The sequence below is a fragment of the Amycolatopsis sp. NPDC001319 genome, from assembly GCF_042896185.1.
GTDB lineage: Bacteria > Actinomycetota > Actinomycetes > Mycobacteriales > Pseudonocardiaceae > Amycolatopsis.
This window is the reverse complement of sequence record NZ_JBIAWY010000002.1, coordinates 76,038-100,491: the sequence shown is the minus strand read 5'-3', so window position 1 is coordinate 100,491 and position 24,454 is coordinate 76,038. Positions and strand designations below refer to the sequence as shown.

Below are 24,454 nucleotides of genomic sequence, written 5' to 3'. Positions count from 1 at the left end.
CTACCGCTTGCGCCCGAGGGTGGCCAGCGCCGAGCGCAGCACCGTGGCGGTGGTGTGCCCGTCGCCCTCGGCCAGCACGCGGTCCACCGCCTGCTCGGCCTGCTTGGCCGGGAAACCCAGTCCTGCCAACGCTTCCACGACCTCGGCGCGCAGCGCGCCGGGCGCGGACACGGCCGGCATCTCGCCGGTGCCGCCGAGCGCGGTGACCTTGTCGCGCAGCTCGAGGCTGAGCCGTTCGGCGCCCTTGCGGCCGATACCGGGCACCTGCGTGAGCACGGTGATGTTGCCTTCCACGAGCGCGGCGCGCAGCTTGTCGGGCTCCAGCACGGCGAGCGTGGCGAGCGCGAGCCGCGGGCCGATGCCCGACACGGTCTGCAGCAGGCCGAACAGCTCGCGCGCGTCTTCGTCGGCGAACCCGAACAGCGTCAGCGAGTCCTCGCGCACGACCAGCGCGGTGTGCAGCCGCACCTGCTCGCCGCGGCGCAGCGTCGCGAGCGTCGCCGGAGTGGCCTGCACGGCGAAGCCCACGCCGCCGACCTCGACCACGACGTGGTCCAGGCCGACGGACAGCACTTCACCGCGTACGGAGGAGATCATCGGGGTGCTCCAGTGTCGTCCAGCTTGCTCGGGGTCCGGCGGGCCGCGCGCCGCACGGGGGTGCGGGTGGCGGCGCCCGCCTGTTTCGCGGCGGCCGCCAGCTTGGCCTTGTGCGCGCGGGCCAGCTCGGCCGCGCGCGCCTCGGCCTCGGCGAGACGGACGCGCATCGGCTCGCGCCAGAGGTGGCAGATGGCCAGCGCCAGCGCGTCGGCCGCGTCGGCGGGGTGCGGCTTCACCTCGAGGTTGAGCAGGCGCATCACCATACCGGTGACCTGCGCCTTGTCCGCGCGGCCCGACCCGGTGACCGCGGCCTTGACCTCGCTCGGGGTGTGGAACACGACCGGCAGCCCGCGCCGGGCCGCGGCCAGCGCGACGACGCCGCCCGCCTGCGCGGTGCCCATGGCCGTGCGGACGTTGTGCTGCGCGAACACGCGCTCGACCGCGATCGCCTCGGGCTTATAGCGGTCCAGCCAGACCTCGACCTCGTCGGCGATGCCGAGCAGCCGGTGGGCGAGATCGTCCTCCGGCGGGGTGCGCACGACACCCACGGCCACCGCGCGGACGACCCGGCCCTTGCCACCGTCGACCACGCCGAGACCGCACCTGGTCAGACCGGGGTCGACCCCGAGCACCCGCACACCTTCTCCTTCGCCCGCGCGAACATCCGTTCGAGGTGCAGGCTACTGGGCGGGGGCCCGGCAGGATGGTCGCCATGCCGCAGCCGCCGGAATTCATCCGCCACCTGGGTCTGTCGCCGCTGCCCGTCGAAGGCGGCCTCTTCGCGGAGAGCTGGCGTTCCGAAGAGGGGTCCGCGATCTACTACCTGCTGGTGGCGCCGCAGTTCTCGGCGCCGCACCGGCTCGACCGCGTCGAAGTCTTCGTGCACCACGCCGGAGCGCCGGCGCGGATGCTGCTCCTGCATGCGGACGGCACGGTCACGCGGCCGGTGCTGGGCACCGACGTCGCCGCGGGCGAACAGCCGCAGGTCGTGGTGCCCGCCGGCACGTGGCAGGCGACGGTACCGCTGGGCGAGTGGTCTCTGCTCGGCACCGTGGTGGTGCCGCCCTACACCGACGACTGCGTGGAGTTCGCCGACGTCGAGACGCTCGCCGCGCGGTTTCCCGGCGCGGCGGCGGATCTGCGGGCCTTGCCGCGGTGATCAGCGGCCGGCGGTGATCACCGGCCGTGGCTGATCACGGGCCGTCGACGCCGGGGGTCCAGCTTTCGGGCACACCGCTTTCCGTGAGCACCGGCTGCCACTCGGCGAACCCTTCGGGAGCCGTGTCCTGCCAGGGGAAGTGCCCGTCGGCCGTGGCGACGAGGACCTGCAGTGCCGGGAAGTCGCCGTCCGGGTAGACGAGGAACGCCGAGCCGAAGTACTCCGGGTAGTGCCCCTTCGCGACGCGTTCGAACACGACGGCACTGCCCTGGAAGAAGTCGTCGTAGCGCTTGCCGACCTCGAAGATCTCGCCGTTGGCGGCGCGGTCGACGTACGCGTCGAGCAGGATCGGCCCCAGGTCGCCGGGCAGGCCGACGACCACGGCCTCCGGCACGTTGTGCAGCGCCCACGCGCAAGCGGTGAAACAGAAGCCGGCGCCCTGGTCGTCCTGCGGGACCGCGATGACCGCGTTGCCCCGTTCCTTCGCCTGGGACTCGATCCAGTCGATCAGGCGCTGCTCTTCGGCGGTGAGGGCTGAGGTCGTCACGGCGGCCATTGTGCCGTACCCGCGCGGCTGAGCCCAGTACCGACAGCCGCGAATTTCCGGGCACAGCAAGGAATCCGACTACGCGACGCTAATCACACGAGAAACGGCCCCGGCCGGACGCGGACTCTCCCGCACCCGACCGGGGCCGTTCGCCGGCACGCTCTACTCTCGGTGTGCCGCCGAATTCCTTGCCGCGGTGGGAAAACCCGCCGCGGGCCGACGTCAGTCGACCGAGGCCATGACCTCGTCCGACACGTCGAAGTTCGCGTAGACGTTCTGCACGTCGTCGCAGTCCTCGAGCGCGTCGATCAGCTTGAAGACCTTCTTCGCGCCGTCGACGTCCAGCGGCACCGAGACCGTCGGGAGGAACGTGAGCTCCGCCGACTCGTACTCGAACCCGGCCTCCTGCAGCGCCTTGCGCACCGGGACCAGGTCGCCGCCCTCGGAGACGATCTCAAAGCTCTCGTCGAGGTCGTTGACCTCCTCGGCACCCGCGTCGAGCACGGCCATGAGGACGTCGTCCTCGGTCGCCTCGCCCTTGGGCATGATCACGACACCCTTGCGGTTGAACATGTACGCGACGGAGCCCGGGTCGGCCAGCGAGCCGTTGTTGCGCGTGAGCGCGGTCCGGACCTCCATGGCGGCGCGGTTCTTGTTGTCGGTGAGGCACTCGATCAGCACCGCCACGCCGTTGGGCCCGTAGCCCTCGTACGTGATGTTCTGCCAGTCGGCACCACCGGCCTCTTCACCGGCGCCGCGCTTGCGGGCGCGCTCGATGTTGTCCTGCGGGACCGAGTTCTTCTTCGCCTTCTGGATGGCGTCGTAGAGGGTGGGGTTGCCGTCGGGGTCCCCACCGCCGGTGCCGGTCCGGGCGGCCACCTCGATGTTCTTGATCAGCCGGGCGAAGAGCTTGCCACGCTTCGCGTCGAGGTTGGCCTTCTTGTGCTTCGTCGTGGCCCACTTGGAGTGGCCGCTCATCTTTCCTCCATTTGTTCCGCGTGCCCCCGACTCGCGTCGCGCGCACGCCGCAATCCCTGCTCAGGCTTCTCGCACGAGCTCGACGAACAACCGGTGCACCCGCTCGTCCCCGGTGATCTCCGGGTGGAAGGCCGTGGCCAGCACCGACCCCTGCCGGACGGCGACGATCCTAGCCTCGCGCCCGCCACCGTCGGGGTCGTCGGGCACGAGCGACGCCGGCACGGTGGCCAGCACCTCGACCCCCGCCCCCGCCTTCTCGACCCACGGGGCCCGGATGAACACCGCGTGCACGGGCCCGTCTTCGACACCCGCGAAGTCGAGGTCCACCTCGAACGAGTCGACCTGCCGGCCGAACGCGTTGCGCCGGACGACCACGTCGAGCCCGCCGAGCTGCTGCTGGTCCGGGCGCCCGTCGAGCGCCTGGCGCGCCAGCAGGATCAGCCCGGCGCACGAGCCGAAGGCGGGCATCCCGTCCGCGATCCGCGCCCGCAGCGGCTCGAGCAGCTCGAAGCTCTCCAGCAGCCGCGACATGGTGGTGGACTCCCCGCCGGGGAGCACCAGGCCGTCCACTTCGGACAATTCCGCCGCGCGGCGCACGGGCACGGCGTGCGCGCCCGCGCGCTCCAGCATCGCGACGTGCTCGCGCACGGCGCCCTGCAGGGCGAGCACGCCGACCGTCGGCCGTGCTCCCGAAGCTGTCGCCACCCGACCTCCCGAAAGACGTTCTGCTCAGCTTAGGGGGACGCCTCGCGGGCCTCCCGGCCAGGTCAGCGGGCAGTCGGCCGGCTGTCACCCACCCGAGCGACGGGGCCGGCCACCGGACCCCGGCGCCGCCGAGTGGCCTTCTCGAAACGTCGCCGAGTGGCCACCTCGAGGGGGATCTTGCCGGAGCTCAGCACACCCGCGGGCCGGGCGGCAGCGGGAATCCGCGTGGCCGCCCCCACAGATACCTCCAGGATACCCCGCCGGCGCCGGTGCAGGTCAGCGTCGATCCGGCGGCACGTGACGCGCCCGACACCGCCCGGCGGCGAGCGGATCCGCAGGTGGTGGCCACGCGAAAAGTGGACTGCCGAGATAGCCGGGCACTGGCCTGGTTCACCGGTCCACCGCGCCCCTACGCTCGAAGGCGCAGCAGTCCGTCCCGAGAAAGGCCCCGAGGTGTCCGAGCAGCAGACCACCCCCGAACCCCAGTCCGTCACCGGCACCGCCAAGGTCAAGCGCGGCATGGCGGAGATGCTCAAGGGCGGCGTGATCATGGACGTGGTCACCGCCGAGCAGGCGAAGATCGCCGAGGACGCCGGCGCGGTCGCGGTCATGGCGCTCGAGCGCGTGCCCGCCGACATCCGCGCCCAGGGCGGCGTCGCGCGCATGAGCGATCCGGACCTGATCGACGGCATCATCGAGACCGTCTCGATCCCGGTCATGGCGAAGGCCCGCATCGGCCACTTCGTCGAGGCGCAGGTGCTGCAGTCGCTCGGCGTCGACTACATCGACGAGTCCGAGGTGCTCACGCCCGCCGACTACGCCAACCACATCGACAAGTGGGCCTTCACCGTCCCCTTCGTCTGCGGTGCGACCAACCTGGGCGAGGCGCTGCGCCGGATCACCGAGGGTGCGGCGATGATCCGCTCCAAGGGCGAGGCCGGCACCGGCGACGTCTCCAACGCCACCACCCACATGCGCCAGATCCGCGCCGAGATCCGCAAGCTGTCCTCGCTGCCCGAGGACGAGCTGTTCGTCGCGGCGAAGGAGCTGCAGGCGCCGTACGAGCTGGTCAAGGAGGTCGCGCAGAACGGCAAGCTGCCGGTGGTGCTGTTCACCGCGGGCGGCATCGCGACCCCGGCCGACGCGGCGATGATGATGCAGCTCGGCGCCGAGGGCGTGTTCGTCGGCTCGGGGATCTTCAAGTCCGGCAACCCCGCGCAGCGCGCCGAGGCCATCGTCAAGGCGACGACGTTCTACGACGACCCCGACGTGCTGGCCAAGGTCTCGCGCGGCCTGGGCGAGGCGATGGTCGGCATCAACGTCGAGGAGCTGCCGGAGCCGCACCGCCTCGCCGAGCGCGGCTGGTAAGCCCCGGGTTTTTCACCGCGGGGGTTCCCGGGTACCGCTTCTCACGAGTACTCGGAGATCTCCACCCCGAACGTGCCGGGCTCCAGCGCCTCGAAGATGTGCGGCACGTCCCCGGGGTAGCAGATGTAGTCGCCGGGCAGGAGCTCGACCGGGTCGTCGCGCACGCCGACGCGGGCCCGCCCGGCGCAGATCACGATGTGCTCGACCACGCCGTTCATGTGCGGGTCCGACCTGCGCGGAGTGCCCGGCTCCGCGCGGATCACGTACAGGTCCCGGCGCGCCGACGGCGGGCACGCGGACAGCAGCGTGCACGCGTAGTCGGCGTGCTCGGCGAACACCGTCGGCCCCTTGCCCGCGCGGATCACGCGGACCTGGGGCCGTTCGGGTTCCACGAGCCGGGAGAACGGCACGTCGAGCGCCACGCCGAGGGCCCACAGCGTCTCGACGCTCGGATTGCCCGAGCCCGACTCCAGCTGCGACAGCGTCGACTTCGCCAGGCCGGCGCGGCGCGCGACCTCGGTGAGCGACAGGCCCGCGCGGGTGCGCTCGCGCCGCAGCGACGCGGCGATGATCTCCAGCGGCGCGCCGCCGGTCTCCTGCGACATCTGTGTTCGCTCCATCAGTCTTTCCGTTCGCCTTGACGAACACCCGGTCCTGTGTTCAGCATAAGACACTATGCGTTCGATTTGGCGAACACTCGACCGGGAGCTGACCCGGGACATCGCGCTCGTCTGCCTGGCCGACGGCCTCGTGGGCGTCTCCTACGGCGCCATCGCGGTGGGCTCGGGGTTCCCGCTGTGGGCTCCGATGCTGCTGTCGCTGCTGGTCTTCGCCGGCGCGTCGCAGTTCATGCTGGTGGGCATCATCGCCGGCGGCGGCAACCCGCTGGCCGCCGTGGTCGCGGGCCTGCTGGTGAACGCGCGGCACCTGCCGTTCGGCTTCGCGATCGGCGACGTGTTCGGCCCGAAGTGGGCCACCCGCATCGCCGGCAGCCACCTGATGATCGACGAGTCGGTGGCCTTCGCCCTGGCCCAGCGCGATTCGGGACGCCGGCGTGCCGCCTACTGGGCGTGCGGCGCGGGCCTGTTCGTCGCGTGGAACGCCGGCTGCGTCGCGGGTGCGTTCGCGGGCACCGCCATCAGTGACACCGCCGCGTTCGGCCTGGACGCCGCGTTCCCGGCCGTGCTGCTGGCCCTCGTCCTGCCGTCGTTGCGCGACCGCGCCACGCGGCTGCCCGTCGCCGTGGGCGTCGTGGTCGCCCTGGCGGCCACCCCGTTCCTGCCCGCGGGCCTGCCGGTGCTGCTGGCGCTGGCCGGCGTACTCGTCGGCGTGGCGGCCAAGGAACCGAAGACGCTGGAAGGAGCCCACTGATGGACGGCGTCGAGCTCCTGATCGCCACCGTGGTCCTCGCGGCGGGCACGTTCGCCTTCCGCTTCGCCGGGCCGGTGCTGCGCACGCGCGTGCACCTCTCCCCCCGTGCCCAGCGGCTCATGGCGCTCTCGGCCGTCGTCCTGCTGGCCGCGCTCGTCACGACGAGCGCGCTGACGGAAGGGCACGCGTTCGCCGGCATCGCCCGCCCGGCCGGCGTGCTGGTCGGCGGGGTGCTCGCGTGGCGCAAGGCCCCGTTCGTGGCCGTGGTCGTGGCCGCCGCGGCGACGGCGGCGCTGTTGCGGCTGGCCGGGGTGCCCTGAGCCCTCAGTCGTCGGCCGCGGTCACCACGGCGTCGGCGGCGACCGTTCGCGAGTGGACGCCGTCGGGGGCCGTGGCGATCAAGCCCGCGGCACGCAGGAGCTGGAGGTGCTTCGCGACGACGCCCTGCTTCAGGCCCGTGCGGCGCGCCAGCTCGCCGAGGTCCGCCGGCGTGGTCAGCGAGGTGAGGAGCGTGCTGCGGCTGCGGCCGAGCACTCCGCGCAGGGCGGCCGACGACGAGGTACCACCGGCTTCCCACAGGCCGGCGACGCCGCGGGCCGGATAGCGCAGCACGGGCTGCCGGCCCGCGTGGGTTCGTGAGATCACGCGCGGCCAGACGAACACCGACGGCGCCAGCACGAGCCCGTGGCCGTGCGGCGCGCCCGTGGCGGGGACGAGCCGCTGGGCGACGATCAGCGCGCCCTCGGCCCAGTGGACGGCGGGCGCGAGGTCGTGGAACAGGTCCTCCGCCGCGCCGGCGGCGAGCAGCCGCGACCGGTGCAGCACGTCGCCTTCCAGCAGCGCCCGCATGCGTGGCCACGCGGGCGCCAGCGCCACCGCCCAGTACCGCTCCATCAGCCCCGCGAGCCGGTCGAGCCCGGCCTCCGGGTCGCGGTGCAGGCGGGTCAGCGCGGCCGAGCGCGGCGGGTCCATCGCCTCCAGCTCGCGCCGCACCGCGCGCGGGGCGAGGTCGCGCAGGTCCGCCAGCTCGTCGGCCAGCTGCGGCACGGGCGAAGCCGGTGCGGGCGTGAGGAACCGCGGCACCGAGCGGCCGGCGACGAGATCGGCGAGTGGCGTGACGTCGATCCCCGCGTCGGCCAGCGCGCCCGACGCCTTGCGCACCCACGGCAGGTGCAGCGCGTGCTCGCCCGGGCGGGCCAGCACCCGGACGCTCGCCACGATTTCCCACAGCGGGGAGAACGCGAGCCTCGTTCGCGCGAGTTCGTCCGCCGACCACGCCAGCTCCAGCACGTTCCTCCTCCTCGAAAAAACGGGAATCGGAGAAGTGTAAAACGATCCGTTGTGGACAGTCAGGCCGGGGTTACCCCTTGGGGGAAGGAGAACACGCGGTCCGGGTCGTAGCGCCGGGCCACCGCGCGCAGCCGGGGCAGGTTGCCGCCGTAATAGGCCTGGCCCCACTCCGGCATTTCCGGATCGAGGTAGTTGACGTAACCGGTGGTGCCGAATTCCGGCCCGAGCCCGTCGCGAATTCGCCCGATCGCGCGCCTTGCCGCGGCCTCGGTCGCGTGCTCCAGCCCGTGGGTGAACTGGAAGCTCGCGAGCGCCCGGCGGTGCGGGAAAGCCGAGTCGCCGCGCGCGATCGCGCCGCCGCCACCGTCCACGATCGTGTAAGAATCCGGGTCCTCGCTCAGCAGTTCCAGGACCGCGGCCGGGTCCTGCGCCGGGCGCATCAGCATCCGTGACGTCGCGACGTACGCGGCGGTCCCGATCTTGCCCGTGCCACCACCCCAGCCGGGACCGCACGCCGAACCCGCGAGGTCCGGGCAACCGGCGAAGTACCGCATCGCGCCGAGGAAATCGGTCTCCGGCTCCTCCCGTTTCAGCGGCGCCGCGCCGACCCGGCGGACGAAATCGTCGAGGATCGGCTTCAGCCTGCTGCGCGGACCCACGAAGCAGCCGCCGAAGTTCGCCGCCGTGGCGCCGAGCCCGAGGTCGGACCAGAGCTCGTCGGGCATCCGCGGCTGCCAGTCCTGCCACTCGGCGAGCAGCGTCGCGGCCGTCTCGGGCGGGAACTGCAGGCTGAAGGACGTGAGGGCTTGCGCCTGGGCGGTCCGGAAGGTGAACGACGTGACGATGCCGAAGTTGCCGCCCCCGCCGCCGCGCAACGCCCAGAACAGGTCCGCGTCCTGGTGCGCCGACACCGTGCGCGCCACGCCGTCGGCCGTCACGACCCGCGCCGACTCGAGCTGGTCGCACGTGAGCCCGAGCTTGCGGCCCAGCACCCCGACTCCCCCGCCGAGCGTCAGCCCGGCGATGCCGACGGTCGGGCACGTTCCCGCGGCCAGCGCCCGCCCCGCGGTCCCCAGTGCCTGGTACACCGGGCCCAGCCGCGCACCCGCCCCCACCACGGCCCGTCCGTGGTCGAGGACGCGGATCCCGGCGAGCCGCCCGACGTCCACCACCAGTCCGCCGTCCACAGTGGAGTATCCGACGTAGCTGTGCCCGCCCGAGCGCGCGGCCACCGGGATGGCGTGCTGCGCGGCGAAGTCCACGCACGCCTGCACGTCCGCCTCGCTCACGCAGCCGGCGATCGCGGCCGGATGGTGGTCGTACAGCGTGAAATAACCGTGACGAGCGGCCTCGTACCCCGCGTCGCCGGGTACGAGCAACGTCCCCGAAAGCCGTCGCCGCAGGGCCGCCCACCGGTCCGCCGTGGTGGCCCCCAGGCCCGCCGCCACCGGTACCGCCGCCCCGGACGCCCACAGGAACGTGCGCCTGCTGATCGTCATCCCGCCCCCCGTCACCCGGCCCGAAGCCGGAACACACCGGGGAGCAAACGCGTGGTCCCCCCGGCCCTGCCTTGCCCTGCCCAGGGTAGCGGGTGTGTGATCGAGGACACATCGCGTACACCAGCCGTTCGCCGAGGAGTCGCCATGGCCGACAAACAGAGCAGGAGTACCGACACCGGGGCCGCCGTCGCTGTGGCCGACCCCGCCCGAGTACGCAACGTTGTGCTGGTGGGGCCCTCGGGGTCCGGGAAGACCACCTTGACCGAAGCGTTGCTCGCGGCGTCGGGCACCGTCCCGCGCGCCGGCTCGGTCGTCGAGGGCACCACGGTGTGCGACCACGACCCGGCCGCCGTGCGCCAGCAGCGGTCCGTCGGGCTGTCGGTGGCCCCGGTGCTGCACCAGGGCCACAAGATCAACCTCATCGACACCCCGGGCTACGCCGATTTCGTCGGCGAGCTGCGCGCGGGGCTGCGCGCCGCCGACGCCGCGCTGTTCGTGGTGTGCGCGGCCGAAGGCGTCGACGCCGCGACGGTCGCCGTGTGGGAGGAATGCGCGTCGGTCGGGATGCCCCGGGCCGTGATCGTCTCCCGCCTCGACCACCACCGGGCCGACGCGCTCGCGGAGATCGCCGCCTGCCAGGCCGCGTTCGGTGCGGGCGTGCTGCCGCTGTACCTCCCGGCTCGCGACGGGCTGGTCGGTCTCATCACCCAGCGCTACTTCGACTACTCCGCCAGCTACCCGCCGCAGATCGGCGAGCCCGACCCGGCCGACCTCGCCGGCCTCGAGGACGCCCGCAACGAGCTCATCGAGGGCATCATCGCCGAGAGCGAGGACGAGACCCTCATGGAGCGATACCTCGGCGGCGAGGAGATCTCCGAGGACACGCTCATCGCCGACCTCGAGACGGCGGTGGCGCGCGGGTCGTTCCACCCCGTCATCCCCGTGTGCGCCACCAGCGGCATCGGGCTCGCGGAGGTGCTCGACGGGATCGTGCGCGCGTTCCCGTCGCCGCTGGAACACACGCTGCCGGGCGTCACGACTCCCGACGGCGGCCCGCACGGCGACCTGACGGCCGACCCCGCGGGGCCGCTCGCCGCGGAGGTCGTGCGCACGGCCGTGGACTCCTATGTCGGCCGCGTGTCGCTCGTCCGGGTGTTCTCGGGGACGCTGCGGCCGGAGAACGCCGTGCACGTGTCCGGGCACGGCCTCGCCGAGCGCGGGCACGAGGACCACGACGCCGACGAACGCGTGGCGCACCTGTACTCGCCGCTCGGGTCCGCGCTGCGCGAAGTTCCCTACTGCGTGGCGGGCGACCTGTGCGCGCTGACCAAGGTCGGCTCGGCCGAAACGGGCGACACCGTCTCGTCGCCGGACGACCCGCTGGTGATGAAACCGTGGCGCATGCCCGAGCCGCTCCTGCCGGTCGCCATCATCGCCAAGACCCGCAGCGACGAGGACACGCTCTCCCGCAACCTTTCGCGGCTGGTCGCCGGAGACCCGACGCTGCGGCTCGACCGCAACGCCGAAACCGGCCAGCTCGTGCTCTGGTGCATGGGCGAGGCGCACGCCGACGTCGTCCTGTCGCGGCTGCGCGCCGGCGGCGCCGACGTGGACACCGAACCGGTGCGCATCAGCCTGCGCGCCACGTTCGGCAAACCCGCCCGCGGCCACGGCCGCCACGTGAAGCAGTCCGGCGGCCACGGCCAGTTCGCCGTGTGCGACATCGAGGTGGAACCGTTGCCGCGCGGCAGTGGGTTCGAGTTCGTCGACAAGGTCGTCGGCGGCTCGGTGCCGCACCAGTTCATCCCGAGTGTCGAGAAGGGCGTGCGCGCGCAGCTCAAGCGCGGGCTCATGGACGGGCACCCGGTCGTCGACGTGCGCGTGACGCTCGTGGACGGCAAGGCCCACAGCGTCGACTCGTCGGACGCGGCGTTCCAGACCGCCGGGGCGCTCGCGCTGCGGGAAGCCGCGGCGGCCAGCCGGATCACGTTGCTGGAACCCCTCGACACCGTCGCCATCACGCTCCCGGACGAGCACCTGGGCACCGTGCTGGGCGATCTGTCGTCGCGGCGGGGGCGCGTGCTCGGCACCGAGTCGGGCGAGGGCGGCCGCACGGTCATCAACGCCGAGGTGCCCGCGGCGGAGCTCCTGCGCTACGCGATCGACCTGCGCTCACTGAGCTCGGGCACGGCCACGTTCACCCGCGTCCACGCCCGGTTCGAACCGCTGCCGGAAGGAGCGGCGATGCCCCTGTGAACCCGGTGGTCACACCGGTCAGAACTCGAAGCCGCCCGGCTTGCCGTTGCGGTCGGCGATGAGGCCGGCCAGCACGGCGATGGCGATCTCCGCCGGCTTGCGCGAGCCGATGTTCAGCCCCACGGGGCGGTGCACCCGCGCGATGTCCGGGGCCGGCACGCCCAGCGCCGTCAGGGCCGCCACGTGCGGGCCTTCGTGCCGCGGGTTGCCGAGCACGCCGACCCAGCGGGCCTCCTCGGCGAGCGCGTCGCGCAGCACCGGGCCCAGCTCGGTGCGGTGGTGGTCGGTCACCACGACGTCCGCGGTCTTGTCGACCGACGGCATCGAGGTGCGGATGTCGCACGCGGACTGCACGTCGGTGGCGCGCGCGGCGTCCGGCTCGAACAGCACGGTGTGGTAGCCCAGGTCGGCGGCGTAGCTCAGCAGGTACCGGGCCACCGGCGACGCGAACACGGCGACCAGCGTCCGCGCGTCGGGGTTCGCTTCGGGAGCACCGTGGGCGACGGCGCAGGCATCCGGTTCGACGGTCATGCGGCTCAGTCTGCCACCGTCACCCCGAACTCCGGTCACACGTCGGGTTCGGCGAACTCGAAGTACTCCGGCAGCGGCGCCGTCCCGGCGAGCTTGAAATACCGCACTTTCCGCCGGCGCCGCAGCGCGAGCGTGTCGCGCACGGCGTCGTTGTGCACGCGGCGCGCGATGACCACGCGGTGCTCGGCGTCGGTGAGCTCTTCGGCCAGCGCCGGCGGCAGCGCCGTCCGGTCGATCGCGCCGAGCCGCAGGGTCAGCTCGTTTTCGTCGGCCTCGCGTTCGGCGCGGGCCGCGCGTTCGGCCCGCTCGGCCGCGGCGTGCAGGCCGGGACCGGTGCCGTCCAGCAGCGCGGCGACGGCCCGCGCGACCACCGCCCGCCGCGCCAGCGCCGCGTCGAGCGCGGCCCAGCCGGCGTCCATGCGCACGTGGAGGCGGTCGAGGCGGTTGGCCGTCGCGACGAGGAACAGCCCGCCCAGCACCACGATCGCGGCCAGCACGGGGATCAGCCACGCGAGCCAGCTCACCGCGCGAACTCCCGTTCCGCGGGGACGACCAGCCTCGGGTCGGCGGCGATCGCGGTCTCGTACACGCGCAGCACCTGGGTGACGACGACCGACCAGTCGTACCCCGTCACGCGCTCCCCCGCCGCCGCGGCCAGCGACGCGCGCCGCGCCGGGTCGCCGAGCAGCTCGCGCAGGCCGTCGGCGAGCGCGCCGGCGTCACCGGTCGCCGCGAGCTGGCCGGCCTTGCCGTCGTCGAGCACGCGGCGGAACGAGTCGAGCCCGCTGGCCAGCACGGGCGTGCCCGCGGCCATGGCCTCGGTGAGGATCATGCCGAAGCTCTCGCCGCCGGTGTTAGGCGCGCAGTACACGTCGACGCTGCGCAGCGCGCGGGCCTTCGTGGCGTCGTCGACCTGGCCGAGCAGCTCGACGTGCGGCCACAGCTCGGGCCCGGCCATGCGCCGCAGCTGGTCCGGGTCGCCGCGGCCGACCACGAGCAGCCGCAGGTCCTCGAACTCCGGCAGCAACCGGCGCGACGCCTCCAGCAGCACGTCCATGCCCTTGCGGGGTTCGGTGAACCGGCCGACGAACCCGACCGTGCCGCCCGCGCGCGGGTAGCCCTCCAGCGGCGTGGCGCGGGCGAAGAACTCGGCGTCGACGCCGTTGGGGATCTCCACCGCGTCGCCGCCGGCGTGCTCGACCTGCACCCGCCGGGCCAGCGCCGACACCGCGATGCGCGCGGTGATCTTCTCCAGCAGCGGCCGCAGCACGGGCTGGAACGCCGCCAGCGTGCGCGAGCGCGTGGTCGCCGTGTGGAAGGTGGCGACGATCGGCCCGTCGGCCACCTTCAGGGCCAGCAGCGACAGGCTGGGCGCGGCCGGTTCGTGCAGGTGCAGCACGTCGAACCCGTTGTCGCGGATCCAGCGGCGCACCCGTGCGTAGGAGACGGGCCCGAACTGCAGCCGTGCGACCGAGCCGTTGTACGGGATGCCGAGCGCCTTGCCCGCCGGGTGCACGAAGTCGGGCAGCACGGCGTCCTCGTCGGCCGGCGCCAGCACGGACACGTGGTGTCCCCGCGCGATGAGCGCCCGCGCGAGGTCGATCACGTGGCCCTGCACCCCGCCCGGCACGTCGAACGAGTAGGGGCACACGATCCCGATCTTCAGCCCGCCCGCCACCGGGTCAGCCCACTTCTTCGAGGCTGGCGCGTTCGCCGGCCTCGAGGTCGGCGAGCCAGATCTTCTGCAGCATGTGCCAGTCGGCCGGGTGCGCCGCGATGTCGCCGGCGAACGCGTCGGCCAGCGCCTGGGTGGCCGCGGGGACCTCGGCGCGCGCGGTGACGCGGATGCGCGGGTGCACGCGGACCTGCCAGCCGTCCTCGCTGAACCACGAGCCGACGGGCAGCAGCGCCGCCCCGGTCGTGGCGGCGAGCCGCGCCGGGCCCGCGGGCATGCGCGTGCGCTCGCCGAAGAACCGCACCGGGACCCCGCTCGCGGTGAGGTCGCGGTCGCCGACGAGGCACACGACCTTGTTCTCGCGCAGGCGTTTCAGCAGCAGGCGCATCGCCGCGCTGTCGCCGGTGAGCGGCACGATCTCGAACCCGAGCGCCTCGCGGTAGGCCACGAACCGGTTGAACAGCGACTCGGGCTTCAGGCGTTCGACGACCGTGGTGAACCCGCCGAGCCGGTCGGCCAGCCACACCCCGATCGCGTCCCAGTTCCCGCTGTGCGGCAGCGCGATCACCGCGCCGTTGCCCTCGGCGAGGGCGGCGTCGATGTTCTCGACCCCCGTGATCGCGGCCCCGACCTTGGAGATCACCTCGGCGCGGTCCATCGACGGGAGCCGGAACGTCTCGTACCAGTACCGCGAGTACGACCGCATGGCCCGGCGGACGAGCTCGTCGAGCTCCGTCTCGTCGGCTTGCGGCACGACCCGCGCGAGGTTGGCGCGCAGCTGCCGCACGCCCCCGCCGCCGCGGCGGGTGGCGAGGTCTGCGCCCAGCGCGAACACCGCCGTCCCCATCGGCTCGGGCATCCGGCGGGCGAGCTGCCAGCCCGCCGTGTAGCCGAACTCGCCGAGCCGCTGGGACAGCGCGCTCACGGCTGCGCCCCGCCCGTCTGCACGTCGCCGGTCGTGGCCTGCTCGGCCGGAGCGGCGGCTTGCCCGGCCTGGGTGGGTTTCTCGGCCTGCGCGGGTTGCTCGGCGCGGGTGGGTTCCTCGGTCTGCGTGGCCTGGCCGGCCTGCGCGGTCTGCTTCGCTTGCTCGGCCACGGCTCGCGCGGCCTTCGCGACGGCGGCACCGCGCTGCAGCAGCGTGATCACCGACAGCACGGCGAGCAGCCAGAGCGTGATCTCCACCGTGTAGGGCACGCCGAGGCCGTGCAGGCCGGTGCCGACGAGCGCGATGATCAGCCGCTCGGCCCGCTCGACCAGGCCGCCGTCGGCTTCGAGGCCCGACGCGTCGGCGCGGGCTTTCACGTAGGAGATGACCTGGGCGAGCACCAGGCAGATCAGGGCGGCCGCCGCCGCGCGGTTGTTGTGGTCGACCACGAAGCACCACCACGCGATGGCGGCGAACAGCGCGCCGTCCACCAGGCGGTCGCACGTGGCGTCGAGGACGGCTCCGAACGGGGTGCCGTAGCCGCGGGCCCTGGCCATCGCGCCGTCGAGGAGGTCGAGCATGGCGAACCCCCACACGGTGAAGGTTCCCCACAGCAGGAGCCCCTGAGGGAAGAAGACCAGCGCGCACGCCACGGCACCCGCGGTGCCGATCACGGTCATCGCGTTCGGAGTCAGTCCGGCACGGACCAGCGTCCGACCGATCGGATCGGTGACGCGGGATACTGAGGCACGGGCGAAAATGTTGAGCATCTCGTCGTCTGGTGCACCTGGCTCGGGGGTGGGTGGGCCACGAAAGCCTATCGACCCGCCGTCACGGGCCCGACGTCCCGCCCCGCGACCCGCCGGGCGATCAGCCTGATTTCGGCAGTTCGACGACCGGGGCCACGAATTCGCCCGCCTCCTCGGCGGCGATCGCGGCCGCGCACTGGGGCCGCAGACCGCCGAGAATCGCCGAGCTGATCTCGCCCAGCTGGTGCGCCTGCTCCGGTGTCAGCCGGTCGAAGAGGCTCTCGCGCACGGCCTCGACGTGGCCGGGGGCGGCCGCTTCGAGCGCCGCGAACCCCGCGTCGGTGAGCACCGCCCACGCGCCGCGCTTGTCGGTGGGGCACGACTCGCGCCGCACCCAGCCTTTGCCCTCCAGGCGCGCCACGGCGTGGGACAGCCGGCTGCGCGAGGAGCCGCGCGCTTCGGCGAGCTCGCTCATCCGCAGCCGGCGCCCGTCGGCCTCCGACAGCGCGACCAGGACCTCGTAGTACGTGTGCGGCATGCCCGAGTCGTGTTGCAGCTGGCCTTCGAGGTGCGCTTGCAGAAGCGCGGCGGCCTGGGAGAAATCACGCCAGACGCGTTGCTCGTCTTCGGAAAGCCAGCGAGGTTCGGACATACCTCCATGCTACCCCTGATTGAGTGCTCAATTACTCATCCGGCCAAAGGTAGGCCGACCCCCTGGCGGCACGTAACCGTTGCTACGAAGCCATTCGGCCGTGACTGTGGTCGGGTGAGTAATGATCGGCACAGACCGCGTCGGTACACTCGCGCGCCCCCGTGGTCTTCACCACGCGTCGGCCAGGAGTTTCCTCGTCTCGCCGAGCAGCTGCGGCAGCACCTTCGTGTGCCCGATCACCGGCATGAAGTTCGCGTCGCCGCCCCAGCGCGGCACCAGGTGCTGGTGCAGGTGCGCCGCGATGCCCGCGCCGGCGATCACGCCCTGGTTCATGCCGATGTTGAACCCGTGCGCTGCCGACACCTCACGCACCACGCGCATGGCGTGCTGCGTGAACTCGGCCAGCTCGCGCGTCTCGGCCTCGGTCAGGTCGGTGTAGTCGGCCACATGGCGGTAGGGCACCACCATGAGGTGACCGGGGTTGTACGGGTACAGGTTCAGCACCGCGTACACCGTCTCGCCGCGCGCCAGGATCAGCGCCGCTTCGTCGTCGAGGCTGGGGATGCGGCAGAACGGGCAGCCGTCGGACTCGTCGTCGTCCGGCTTCTCCTGCCCCTTGATGTAGGCCATCCGGTGCGGGGTCCACAGCCGCTGCAACGCGTCCGGGACCCCCACTCCGTCCTGCTCGACGATCTCGGGACCGTCCGCGTCGCTCACCGCAGGATCTTCTCCACGGCCTCCGCGCTCGGCGAGGCGTTCTCCCGGCCGGCCACCCACTCGGCGATGGCGTCGACGGCGGTGTCCACGGACACGCCGTTGATCTGGCCGCCGTCGCGGAAGCGGAACGACACCGCGCCCGCCTCGGCGTCCTTGGCGCCCGCCAGGAGCAGGAACGGCACCTTCTGCGTGGTGTGGGTGCGGATCTTCTTCTGCATGCGGTCGTCGCTCGCGTCGACCTCGGCCCGGATCCCCTTGGCGCGCAACGCCTTCTGCACCCCGTCGAGGAACTCGACCTGGTCGGCGGTGATCGGGATGCCCATGACCTGGACCGGCGAGAGCCACGCGGGGAACGCGCCGGCGTAGTGCTCGGTCAGCACGCCGAAGAACCGCTCGATCGAGCCGAACAGCGCGCGGTGGATCATCACCGGGCGCTGGCGCGAGCCGTCGGAGGCGGTGTACTCGAGGTTGAAGCGCTTGTTCTGGTTGAAGTCCAGCTGGATCGTGGACATCTGCCAGGTGCGGCCGATGGCGTCGCGCGCCTGCACGGAGATCTTCGGGCCGTAGAAGGCGGCGCCGCCCGGGTCGGGCACGAGCTCGAGGCCGGAGTCGATCGCGGCCTGCCGCAGCGTCTCCGTGGCCTCTTCCCACTCCCAGTCCTCGCCGATGAACTTCTCGGAGTCGCCGCGGGTGGACAGCTCCAGGTAGAAGTCCGACAGCCCGTAGTCGGCCAGCAGGTCGAGCACGAACTTCAGCAGCGAGCGCAGCTCGCCGGGCATCTGCTCCTTGGTGCAGTAGATGTGCGAGTCGTCCATCGTCAGGCCGCGCACGCGGGTGAGGCCGTGGACCACACCGGACTTCTCGTAGCGGTACACCGTGCCGAACTCGAACAGCCGCAGCGGCAGCTCCCGGTACGACCGCCCGCGCGAGCGGAAGATCAGGTTGTGCATCGGGCAGTTCATGGCCTTGAGGTAGTAGTCCTCGTCCTCGAACTTGACCGGCGGGAACATCGTGTCGGCGTAGTAGGGCAGGTGGCCGGAGGTGTGGAACAGCTCGCCCTTGGAGATGTGCGGCGTGTTCACGAACTCGTAGCCGGCCTCCTCGTGGCGGCGGCGCGAGTAGTTCTCCAGCTCGCGGCGGATGATGCCGCCCTTGGGGTGGAACACCGGCAGGCCGGAGCCGATCTCCTCCGGGAAGGAGAACAGGTCGAGCTCGGCACCGAGGCGGCGGTGGTCGCGGCGCTCGGCCTCGGCGATGCGCTCCAGGTAGGCGTCCTGCGCCTCGCTCGACTCCCACGCGGTGCCGTAGATCCGCTGCAGCTGCGGGTTCTTCTCGCTGCCGCGCCAGTAGGCGGCGGCCACGCGGGTGAGCTTGAACGCGGGGATGAACTTGGTGGTGGGCACGTGCGGGCCGCGGCAGAGGTCGCTCCACACGCGGTCCTTGGTGCGCGGGTCGAGGTTGTCGTAGATCGTCAGCTCGCCGCCACCGACCTCCATCACTTCGTCGGTGTCCACTTCGGACTTGAGGTCGACCAGCTCGAGCTTGAACGGCTCGTTCGCCAGCTCCTTCTTGGCCTCGTCGACGGAGTCGAACACGCGGCGGGAGAACTGCTGGGCACCCTTCACGATCTGCTTCATGCGCTTCTCCAGCGCCTGCAGGTCTTCCGGGGTGAAGGGCTTGTCGACGGCGAAGTCGTAGTAGAAGCCGTCCTTGACCGGCGGCCCGATGCCGAGCTTCGCGTCGGGGAACTCCTGCTGCACGGCCTGGGCCAGCACGTGGGCGGCCGAGTGGCGGATCACGCTGCGGCCGTCCTCGGTGTTGGCCGCGACGGGCTCCACCTCGGCGTCGGCCTCCGGCGCCCACGCGAGGTCGCGCAGCTTGCCCTCGGCGTCGCGCACCACGACGATCGTGTCCGGGCCCTTGGTCGGCAGCCCGGCCTCGCGGACCGCGGCTCCCGCCGTAGTGCCCGCCGGGACCACCACGCGCTCGGCGGGGACGGCGGCGGCTGACGGCGGATGCGACACGATCGGCTCCTTCTGGGGCAAGTGACGGGGATGACTCCGGTCGATGCTAGTCGTCGGCCCGCGGGCGCCTCACGCGTGTCGGCGCTAACCGCGACGGCCCGGCCGGGCTCGTCTCCCGGCACTGCGGAAGCGGCCGCCGACCGGGTGGTCGGCGGCCGCTCCGCGGGGCGTGGCCCGGGCTCAGTAGGCGCCGTCCCCGCCGACGACGGCGCGGAAGGTCTTCCACAGGATCACCAGGTCCAGCGCGAGCGACCAGTCCTCGACGTAGCGCAGGTCGAGCCGGATGCTGTCGGCCCAGGAAAGGTCGCTGCGGCCGCTGACCTGCCACAGGCCGGTGAGGCCGGGCTTCACGAGCAGGCGGCGGCGGGCGTCGGGCGCGTACTGGCGCGTCTCCTCCGGCAGCGGCGGCCGGGGCCCGACGAGCGACATACGTCCGTAGAGCACGTTGAACAGCTGGGGCAGCTCGTCGAGCGAGTAGCGGCGCAGCAGCCCGCCGACGCGGGTCACGCGCGGGTCGCGCTTCATCTTGAACAGCGGCCCGGCGCCTTCGTTGGCCTCTTCGAGGTTCTGCCGGATCTTGTCGGCGTCGGGGACCATCGTGCGGAACTTCAGCATCGTGAAGTTCTCGCCGTCCTTGCCGACGCGGCGCTGCTTGTAGATCACCGGGCCGCGGTCGCCGAGCTTCACGGCCAGCGCGATCGCCAGCAGCAGCGGGGAGAACAGCGTCAGCAGGAACGCCGCGCCACAGCGGTCGACGGCCTCCTTCACGAGCCGGCGGCCACCGGTGAACCGCGGCGCCGTGACCCGCAGCAGGGGCATGCCGAGCACACCGGAGACGTTGAGCCGCGGCCCCGCGACCTCCATCAGCACCGGCGCCACGACCAGCTCCGCGGCGGTGCCTTCGAGGTCCCACGCGAGGCGCTGGAGCCGCTTCGGCGTCCAGTACTGGTCGGCGGTGATGGCGACGACGCGGTAGCCGCCGCGGCGCACGTGGCGGGAGAGCTCCTCGAGCCGGCCGACCACGGGCACGCCGTCGATCTCGCCGCTGCCCCCGCCGTCGACCGTGCAGACCGCCTCCACGCGCCAGCCGACGTGCGCCTCGGTCTTCGTGCGGGCGATGAGGTCGGCCACCGTCCCGGGGCTGCCGGCCGCCATCACGGGCAGCAGGCACAGGCCGCGTCGGCGCTGGCGGTGCAGGACCTGGCGCAGCAGGTACCGCTGCGGGAAGGCGAAGAGCGCGATCACGGGCACCACGATGAACACCCACGGCTGCACGTCGAGCGCGCGGAAGAGCAGGCCGCCGAGCGCCACCAGCACGGCGGCGGTGATGAGGCCGCGGCCGAGCGTCCGGTACTCCTCGGGACCTTCGCCGAGCACGCGCGGGCTCCACGCGCGGCTGACGGGCAGCGCGCACAGCACCGCCAGTGCCGTGCCGAACGCGTGCATGTCCTGCGGCGCCACGCGGTCGATCACGAAGGCGCTGACGCCGATCACCACGAAGGCGGCGACGATGTCACTGGCGATGACCCAGGCGCGGTAACGCTTCTCCCACGAAGCGGGATGCGATTTCGCCGTGGTCGACTCGACGGGCGCGGGCCGCGGTGCGTTCACGGCCGGCACGGGGTGCGCGGTCGCGGTTTTCCCGGTCCTCGCGCCGGCGGGTGCGGGGATCTCCGGCATCGCCTGGAGGTCGATGTGCGGCGGCGGTCCGCTGACCGTGGATGTGGGCCGCACCGACTCTTCCATCAGACCTCCCAGGAGCATGGTTCGAAGGTCTCCGCCGGCACGCTGAGTGAACGAGTTTGATCTCGGAGCGTGATCATGACCCTTACCCGATTCAGCCACCAAAGGAGCGACACACGCCAAGGTATCGGCGGCTATCCGGGACTCGTTACAAGGATTTCCAGCCACATCCTGCGGCTGCTTCACGCAAATGAATGGCTTGAAGATAACAGGATGATGACGATGAGTAATAAGTGGCAACCCACCGATAACTACGGAATGTAGTCAATGTTCCACCACTGTCCGCGGCGAGGGCGAGGCGTCCCGGCCACCGGGATGTTCCACTGTGGACACTCCGGTCCGGACGCGTCCACAGTGGATTTCCCCGGAGGCTCGGCGGATCGGATCGCGCCGGCGGTGACATTCTGCTTCGCGGTGTCACGGCGTCGGGTTTTCGTCGCACGTGAGGCGCCGGCCGGGCGCCATACTCCCCCGGGGTGCGCGGGCTGGCGCGCCGATCACGCCGTGCTCCCACCGCGGAATCGCCGCGTTCACCCGTCTTGCCGAACCGGGCCCGCCGATACCAGAGGCTGTGGGGGCGCCTCGGAAGCGCGGCAGATTCACCGGAACGGCCGCGCCCCGGACGGAAACCTTCGAACGTCGGCGGACCGCGCCGCCGGCCCGCGGCCGGAGTTGCGGCGAACTGCGTGCGGCCGTTCGGGTGGTTCGAATCTTGACATGATCGAGAAAGTGCTCAGGATCACACTCAAGGTGTCTCACAGAGTCCTCGTGCCACAAAACCGACGCGAGCCGTACGGCGAAGGTCATCTGTGCGCGTGCGACCTGCAAATTGCAGGTCAGGAAGCCGTGTCGAGACCGTTGTGGAGCCGTGATCGACCAGGTCGGACCGGATCCCCCCGGACGCCGCGCCGGTCCGGGCCGCCGCGAGGTGCTGACCTGCGAAGATTCTTGCGCGAAAAACAGTCGAGGCCCCGGATCGTGAGATCCGGAGCCTCGATGTGGTGGGCGATACTGGGATCGAACCAGTGACCTCTTCGGTGTGAACGAAGCGCTCTCCCCCTGAGCTAATCGCCCGCTCGTGGAGTGAGGACAACTCTACAACACGACTTTCGAGGGCCTGCAAACGGGTGGTTGGCGCCGAACACCCTCCGTCTACCAGCGAATACGGAGCGAACAACCCCGAGCTAGCCGGGGTTGTGCCGCGGTGGGGCCGCTCGCGCCCGGCTTCGACATCCGTGCGACGGTGCTATCGCGCGGCGGTCGAACCGCGCAGTATGTACGTGTGGCTGCCCAGCGGGCGCCCGCGGAAGGCTGCGCGGCGCGGGCGACGACGGACGGAACGGTACTGCCGACCACGGACGGGTGATCTCCGGAGAACCCGCGACGGAATCGGCTTCCCGGAGCGTCTCATCGTCGTCCTCGGTCGTCCGGGCCGGGAAGGGAGACGAAGGGTAGGACGATGCGCAACGATCACGTGACGCTCCGCTCGACGGCGGTCTTCGACCTGCTGGCGCCGCGGACCCCGGCGGTTCCGGTCAAGGTTGAACTGCGCTACGACACTCGCGACCCCTACGCGGTCGTCGCCGCCTTCCGCACCGGCCGCGCGGGCTGGGTCGAGTGGGTCTACGCCCGCGACCTCCTCGCCGACGGCCTCCTCGCCGACGCCGGCGACGGCGACGTGCGGATCCGCCCGTCGGTCGAAGATCCCGAGTCCGTGCTCATCGAGCTCAACTCCCCCTCCGGGCACGCCATGTTCGAAGCCTCCGCCCAGGAGCTCGCCGACTTCCTCGACCGCACGTACGACGTGGTGCTCCCCGGCAACGAACACCTGTGGGTCGACGTCGACGACGCCCTGACCCACCTCATCCCCAACGATCTCGCCTGATCACAGCCCCGCAACCGGCAGATGGCCCCCCGGTGACGGGGCGGTTTTCGGGGTCCGATATGGTTCTCTCACACCACGGCGACGGGGTGCCAGGCCACTGACCAGGCACTCGGGACCCGCGGAGAGTGCGGACGTAGCGCAGCTGGTAGCGCATCACCTTGCCAAGGTGAGGGTCGCGGGTTCGAATCCCGTCGTCCGCTCGAAAGGCTCTTCGAGGCCTTGCACGGTGGAGTGGCCGAGAGGCGAGGCAACGGCCTGCAAAGCCGTGTACACGGGTTCGAATCCCGTCTCCACCTCGCGCGATTAGCTCAGCGGGAGAGCGCTTCCCTGACACGGAAGAGGTCACTGGTTCAATCCCAGTATCGCGCACCAGCCAAAACACAGGCCGGAAGCCCTGTTCCTCCCCGGAGGGGCGGGGCTTCAGTCGTCAGATGGCGATGGAATGGCGATGGGCCCAGAACCCGGGTCCAGCCCCCGCCGGGACCGCAGGTGCGGGAACCAGGACACCAGCTTCGCCCGCTCCCCCGGGTACAGAGAAGCCAGCGACCGCAGCCACCGCTCCTCCAACGCGTCCAGGATCTCGTTCACCATCGCCGGGGTCACATGGTCGTAGACCCGCGCGACGCCCTTCATCTTCTGGCCCAGACGGGCGCGCCGCGCGACCTCCGGGATCCCGTCCTCAGTCAGCCACGTGGCGTGGGTGTGCCGGCCTTCGTGGAAGGTGAACATGGGCAGAATCGGCGGTCGCCGCTCCCCCGCCCCAGCGTCGTCGAGCTCAACCCCGTCCCACGCCGGACGCCAGAACCGGATCCGGAAATTGGACCGCCGCCAAGGGTGCCCCTCCGGCGTGGACAACACAAAGGGATGCCGATGGCTGTCCATCAGCTCCTCGTACAACACCGCGATCCCAGGCGGCAGCGCCACGAAGCGCGTACCCGCCGGTGTTTTCGTCCGCCCCTTCTTCGGCCGGGCGTTCCCGCGCCGAGCCGGAGGCCGCTGCCAACTCGGCGAGTGATCGCGATCACTCTTCCGGCCGCCCTTGTAGACCTTCCCGCCAATCTCCTTCAGCGGCGTCCGAATCTCGATACCCCGCCGCTCGGAGTCGTACTCATGCCGCTGCTGCCCGACAAGTTCACCCCATCGGGCCCCGGAATAGAAGTCCATCAGACACAGAACGAACCCCGACACCCCAAGCCCGGTCTCGTAGAGCCGCATCGCAGCCCGCAGCGCCTGAGCCGGCGACGCCACCAACCGCTCGGTCTCAAACTCACCACCGGTCACGCGGACACCGCTACACGGATTCGCCGGGATCATCCGCGCCCGCTTGGCGCGATTGAGGATCGTCGAGAACAAGGCAAAGTACGACGACACCGACGACTCGGCGTAGTCCTCGTGCAACTCTGACAGCCACCGCTCGATCTCCACGTAGCCGTTGAAGATCCCAATCAACGGCCAGGCACCCCACTGGGGATACAACTGCTTGTCGAGAAACGATCGGTACTTCGCGACAGTGTTCAGCTCAAGTCGAGGCGTCACCGCGTCGAGCCACTCCTCGGCGAAGTCCTGGAACAAGGTCTCTCCGTCGCGGGGATCCAGCCACATGTTGCGCCGGATCAACGCCTCCTGCTCCAAGCCCCAGTCTTCGGCAGCCTTCTCGGTCGGGAATCCCGACTTGCTTCCCAACGTCCCGTCAGGCCGTTTGTAGCGCGCACGCCACCTGCCGGTCCCGGGCTGTTCCTGGCCGTAGGCCATCCTTGACTCCTCTTCTCTGTTACTCCGCCCG

General features: G+C 71.7%; 23 protein-coding genes, 4 tRNA genes and 1 pseudogene. 9 read left to right on the top strand and 19 right to left on the bottom strand.

Annotation, left to right across the window (positions count from 1 at the left end):
* Both ruvA and ruvC read right to left on the bottom strand, forming a co-directional pair.
* Positions 1–597 (bottom strand): Holliday junction branch migration protein RuvA, encoded by a 597-nt coding sequence (gene ruvA / locus ACFY1H_RS06130; protein WP_366576876.1) that lies wholly within the window; start codon positions 595–597, stop codon positions 1–3.
* Positions 594–1,235 carry a crossover junction endodeoxyribonuclease RuvC gene (gene ruvC, locus ACFY1H_RS06125; protein ID WP_255638075.1) on the bottom strand — a complete coding sequence of 214 codons (642 nt, stop codon included), beginning with the start codon at positions 1,233–1,235 and terminating at the stop codon, positions 594–596. The genes ruvA and ruvC overlap by 4 nt, the downstream gene beginning before the upstream one ends.
* Before the next feature lie 74 nt (positions 1,236–1,309).
* Here ruvC and ACFY1H_RS06120 point away from each other — a divergent pair, with 74 nt between their 5' ends.
* Positions 1,310–1,756 carry a cupin domain-containing protein gene (locus ACFY1H_RS06120; protein WP_386944989.1) on the top strand — a complete coding sequence of 149 codons (447 nt, stop codon included), beginning with the start codon at positions 1,310–1,312 and terminating at the stop codon, positions 1,754–1,756.
* A 34-nt stretch (positions 1,757–1,790) separates the two neighbouring features.
* Here ACFY1H_RS06120 and ACFY1H_RS06115 read toward each other — a convergent pair whose 3' ends face one another.
* From ACFY1H_RS06115 to pdxT, 3 genes are all read right to left on the bottom strand, one after another.
* Complete coding sequence (locus ACFY1H_RS06115) at positions 1,791–2,312, bottom strand: DUF4262 domain-containing protein (RefSeq protein WP_360604007.1); 522 nt, start codon at positions 2,310–2,312, stop codon at positions 1,791–1,793.
* A gap of 213 nt (positions 2,313–2,525) precedes the next feature.
* Positions 2,526–3,281, bottom strand: a complete 756-nt coding sequence (locus ACFY1H_RS06110) for a YebC/PmpR family DNA-binding transcriptional regulator (RefSeq protein WP_360604005.1) — start codon at positions 3,279–3,281, stop codon at positions 2,526–2,528.
* Positions 3,282–3,341: 60 nt separating this feature from the next.
* Complete coding sequence (pdxT, locus tag ACFY1H_RS06105; protein ID WP_366576881.1) at positions 3,342–3,986, bottom strand: pyridoxal 5'-phosphate synthase glutaminase subunit PdxT; 645 nt, start codon at positions 3,984–3,986, stop codon at positions 3,342–3,344.
* Positions 3,987–4,439: 453 nt separating this feature from the next.
* Here pdxT and pdxS point away from each other — a divergent pair, with 453 nt between their 5' ends.
* On the top strand, positions 4,440–5,354 hold the full coding sequence (gene pdxS / locus ACFY1H_RS06100; protein WP_366576883.1) for a pyridoxal 5'-phosphate synthase lyase subunit PdxS: 915 nt from the start codon (positions 4,440–4,442) through the stop codon (positions 5,352–5,354).
* Positions 5,355–5,395: 41 nt separating this feature from the next.
* On the opposite strand, the gene ACFY1H_RS06095 is transcribed toward pdxS, so the two are convergent.
* Complete coding sequence (locus tag ACFY1H_RS06095) at positions 5,396–5,959, bottom strand: XRE family transcriptional regulator (RefSeq protein WP_366577007.1); 564 nt, start codon at positions 5,957–5,959, stop codon at positions 5,396–5,398.
* A gap of 70 nt (positions 5,960–6,029) precedes the next feature.
* Between ACFY1H_RS06095 and ACFY1H_RS06090 the strand changes: the two genes are divergently transcribed.
* Both ACFY1H_RS06090 and ACFY1H_RS06085 read left to right on the top strand, forming a co-directional pair.
* Complete coding sequence (locus ACFY1H_RS06090) at positions 6,030–6,725, top strand: AzlC family ABC transporter permease (protein ID WP_366576885.1); 696 nt, start codon at positions 6,030–6,032, stop codon at positions 6,723–6,725.
* On the top strand, positions 6,725–7,045 hold the full coding sequence (locus tag ACFY1H_RS06085; RefSeq protein ID WP_386944985.1) for an AzlD domain-containing protein: 321 nt from the start codon (positions 6,725–6,727) through the stop codon (positions 7,043–7,045). The genes ACFY1H_RS06090 and ACFY1H_RS06085 overlap by 1 nt, the downstream gene beginning before the upstream one ends.
* Before the next feature lie 4 nt (positions 7,046–7,049).
* Here ACFY1H_RS06085 and ACFY1H_RS06080 read toward each other — a convergent pair whose 3' ends face one another.
* On the bottom strand, positions 7,050–8,015 hold the full coding sequence (locus ACFY1H_RS06080) for a DUF5937 family protein (RefSeq protein WP_386944983.1): 966 nt from the start codon (positions 8,013–8,015) through the stop codon (positions 7,050–7,052).
* A 59-nt stretch (positions 8,016–8,074) separates the two neighbouring features.
* Positions 8,075–9,514 (bottom strand): FAD-binding oxidoreductase, encoded by a 1,440-nt coding sequence (locus ACFY1H_RS06075; protein ID WP_386944982.1) that lies wholly within the window; start codon positions 9,512–9,514, stop codon positions 8,075–8,077.
* A 144-nt stretch (positions 9,515–9,658) separates the two neighbouring features.
* Here ACFY1H_RS06075 and ACFY1H_RS06070 point away from each other — a divergent pair, with 144 nt between their 5' ends.
* On the top strand, positions 9,659–11,770 hold the full coding sequence (locus ACFY1H_RS06070) for an elongation factor G-like protein EF-G2 (RefSeq protein WP_386944980.1): 2,112 nt from the start codon (positions 9,659–9,661) through the stop codon (positions 11,768–11,770).
* 18 nt (positions 11,771–11,788) lie between these two features.
* On the opposite strand, the gene ACFY1H_RS06065 is transcribed toward ACFY1H_RS06070, so the two are convergent.
* The 10 genes and pseudogenes from ACFY1H_RS06065 to ACFY1H_RS06020 form a co-directional block, all read right to left on the bottom strand.
* Positions 11,789–12,301: an XdhC family protein gene (locus ACFY1H_RS06065; protein WP_366576895.1), complete on the bottom strand. Its 513-nt coding sequence runs from the start codon at positions 12,299–12,301 to the stop codon at positions 11,789–11,791.
* Between the two features lie 35 nt (positions 12,302–12,336).
* Positions 12,337–12,825: an NUDIX hydrolase gene (locus tag ACFY1H_RS06060; RefSeq protein WP_366576897.1), complete on the bottom strand. Its 489-nt coding sequence runs from the start codon at positions 12,823–12,825 to the stop codon at positions 12,337–12,339.
* Positions 12,822–13,967 carry a glycosyltransferase family 4 protein gene (locus ACFY1H_RS06055; RefSeq protein WP_366577009.1) on the bottom strand — a complete coding sequence of 382 codons (1,146 nt, stop codon included), beginning with the start codon at positions 13,965–13,967 and terminating at the stop codon, positions 12,822–12,824. Before ACFY1H_RS06055 ends, ACFY1H_RS06060 begins: the two co-directional genes overlap by 4 nt.
* A 16-nt stretch (positions 13,968–13,983) precedes the next feature.
* Positions 13,984–14,901, bottom strand: coding sequence for a phosphatidylinositol mannoside acyltransferase (locus tag ACFY1H_RS06050; RefSeq protein ID WP_366576899.1), 918 nt, complete (start codon positions 14,899–14,901; stop codon positions 13,984–13,986).
* A gap of 161 nt (positions 14,902–15,062) precedes the next feature.
* A pseudogene (pgsA, locus tag ACFY1H_RS06045) lies at positions 15,063–15,671 on the bottom strand (phosphatidylinositol phosphate synthase); the annotation flags it as partial.
* 100 nt (positions 15,672–15,771) lie between these two features.
* Entirely contained in the window at positions 15,772–16,302 is a 531-nt protein-coding gene (locus tag ACFY1H_RS06040) for a MarR family transcriptional regulator (RefSeq protein ID WP_366576901.1), read from the bottom strand.
* A gap of 168 nt (positions 16,303–16,470) precedes the next feature.
* Positions 16,471–17,019 (bottom strand): HIT domain-containing protein, encoded by a 549-nt coding sequence (locus ACFY1H_RS06035; protein ID WP_366576903.1) that lies wholly within the window; start codon positions 17,017–17,019, stop codon positions 16,471–16,473.
* Positions 17,016–19,043, bottom strand: coding sequence for a threonine--tRNA ligase (thrS, locus tag ACFY1H_RS06030; RefSeq protein WP_386944976.1), 2,028 nt, complete (start codon positions 19,041–19,043; stop codon positions 17,016–17,018). The genes ACFY1H_RS06035 and thrS overlap by 4 nt, the downstream gene beginning before the upstream one ends.
* A 180-nt stretch (positions 19,044–19,223) precedes the next feature.
* A complete protein-coding gene (locus ACFY1H_RS06025; RefSeq protein ID WP_386945931.1) occupies positions 19,224–20,789 on the bottom strand; it encodes a sugar transferase in 1,566 nt (521 codons plus the stop codon).
* A 996-nt stretch (positions 20,790–21,785) separates the two neighbouring features.
* A tRNA-Val gene (locus ACFY1H_RS06020) sits at positions 21,786–21,860 on the bottom strand.
* Positions 21,861–22,245: 385 nt separating this feature from the next.
* Here ACFY1H_RS06020 and ACFY1H_RS06015 point away from each other — a divergent pair.
* The 4 genes from ACFY1H_RS06015 to ACFY1H_RS06000 all read left to right on the top strand — a co-directional run bounded on the left by ACFY1H_RS06015 (position 22,246) and on the right by ACFY1H_RS06000 (position 23,043).
* Positions 22,246–22,671, top strand: coding sequence for an SsgA family sporulation/cell division regulator (locus tag ACFY1H_RS06015; RefSeq protein WP_005159130.1), 426 nt, complete (start codon positions 22,246–22,248; stop codon positions 22,669–22,671).
* Positions 22,672–22,798: 127 nt separating this feature from the next.
* Positions 22,799–22,871 (top strand) — tRNA-Gly (locus ACFY1H_RS06010).
* A gap of 25 nt (positions 22,872–22,896) precedes the next feature.
* Positions 22,897–22,967: transfer RNA gene (locus ACFY1H_RS06005), tRNA-Cys, on the top strand.
* Position 22,968: 1 nt separating this feature from the next.
* Positions 22,969–23,043 (top strand) — tRNA-Val (locus ACFY1H_RS06000).
* A 48-nt stretch (positions 23,044–23,091) separates the two neighbouring features.
* On the opposite strand, the gene ACFY1H_RS05995 is transcribed toward ACFY1H_RS06000, so the two are convergent.
* Positions 23,092–24,423, bottom strand: coding sequence for a tyrosine-type recombinase/integrase (locus ACFY1H_RS05995; RefSeq protein WP_386944974.1), 1,332 nt, complete (start codon positions 24,421–24,423; stop codon positions 23,092–23,094).
* Positions 24,424–24,454 lie beyond the last annotated feature (31 nt).

Excerpts from the sequence above, each read along its gene's own strand:
- ruvA (WP_366576876.1), bottom strand. The coding sequence starts at position 597 with ATGATCTCCTCCGTACGCGGTGAAGTGCTGTCCGTCGGCCTGGACCAC.
- ACFY1H_RS06120 (WP_386944989.1), top strand. The coding sequence starts at position 1,310 with ATGCCGCAGCCGCCGGAATTCATCCGCCACCTGGGTCTGTCGCCGCTG.
- ACFY1H_RS06115 (WP_360604007.1), bottom strand. The coding sequence starts at position 2,312 with ATGGCCGCCGTGACGACCTCAGCCCTCACCGCCGAAGAGCAGCGCCTG.
- ACFY1H_RS06110 (WP_360604005.1), bottom strand. The coding sequence starts at position 3,281 with ATGAGCGGCCACTCCAAGTGGGCCACGACGAAGCACAAGAAGGCCAAC.
- ACFY1H_RS06095 (WP_366577007.1), bottom strand. The coding sequence starts at position 5,959 with ATGTCGCAGGAGACCGGCGGCGCGCCGCTGGAGATCATCGCCGCGTCG.
- ACFY1H_RS06090 (WP_366576885.1), top strand. The coding sequence starts at position 6,030 with ATGCGTTCGATTTGGCGAACACTCGACCGGGAGCTGACCCGGGACATC.
- ACFY1H_RS06085 (WP_386944985.1), top strand. The coding sequence starts at position 6,725 with ATGGACGGCGTCGAGCTCCTGATCGCCACCGTGGTCCTCGCGGCGGGC.
- ACFY1H_RS06075 (WP_386944982.1), bottom strand. The coding sequence starts at position 9,514 with ATGACGATCAGCAGGCGCACGTTCCTGTGGGCGTCCGGGGCGGCGGTA.
- ACFY1H_RS06070 (WP_386944980.1), top strand. The coding sequence starts at position 9,659 with ATGGCCGACAAACAGAGCAGGAGTACCGACACCGGGGCCGCCGTCGCT.
- ACFY1H_RS06065 (WP_366576895.1), bottom strand. The coding sequence starts at position 12,301 with ATGACCGTCGAACCGGATGCCTGCGCCGTCGCCCACGGTGCTCCCGAA.
- ACFY1H_RS06040 (WP_366576901.1), bottom strand. The coding sequence starts at position 16,302 with ATGTCCGAACCTCGCTGGCTTTCCGAAGACGAGCAACGCGTCTGGCGT.
- ACFY1H_RS06025 (WP_386945931.1), bottom strand. The coding sequence starts at position 20,789 with ATGGAAGAGTCGGTGCGGCCCACATCCACGGTCAGCGGACCGCCGCCG.
- ACFY1H_RS06015 (WP_005159130.1), top strand. The coding sequence starts at position 22,246 with ATGCGCAACGATCACGTGACGCTCCGCTCGACGGCGGTCTTCGACCTG.
- ACFY1H_RS05995 (WP_386944974.1), bottom strand. The coding sequence starts at position 24,423 with ATGGCCTACGGCCAGGAACAGCCCGGGACCGGCAGGTGGCGTGCGCGC.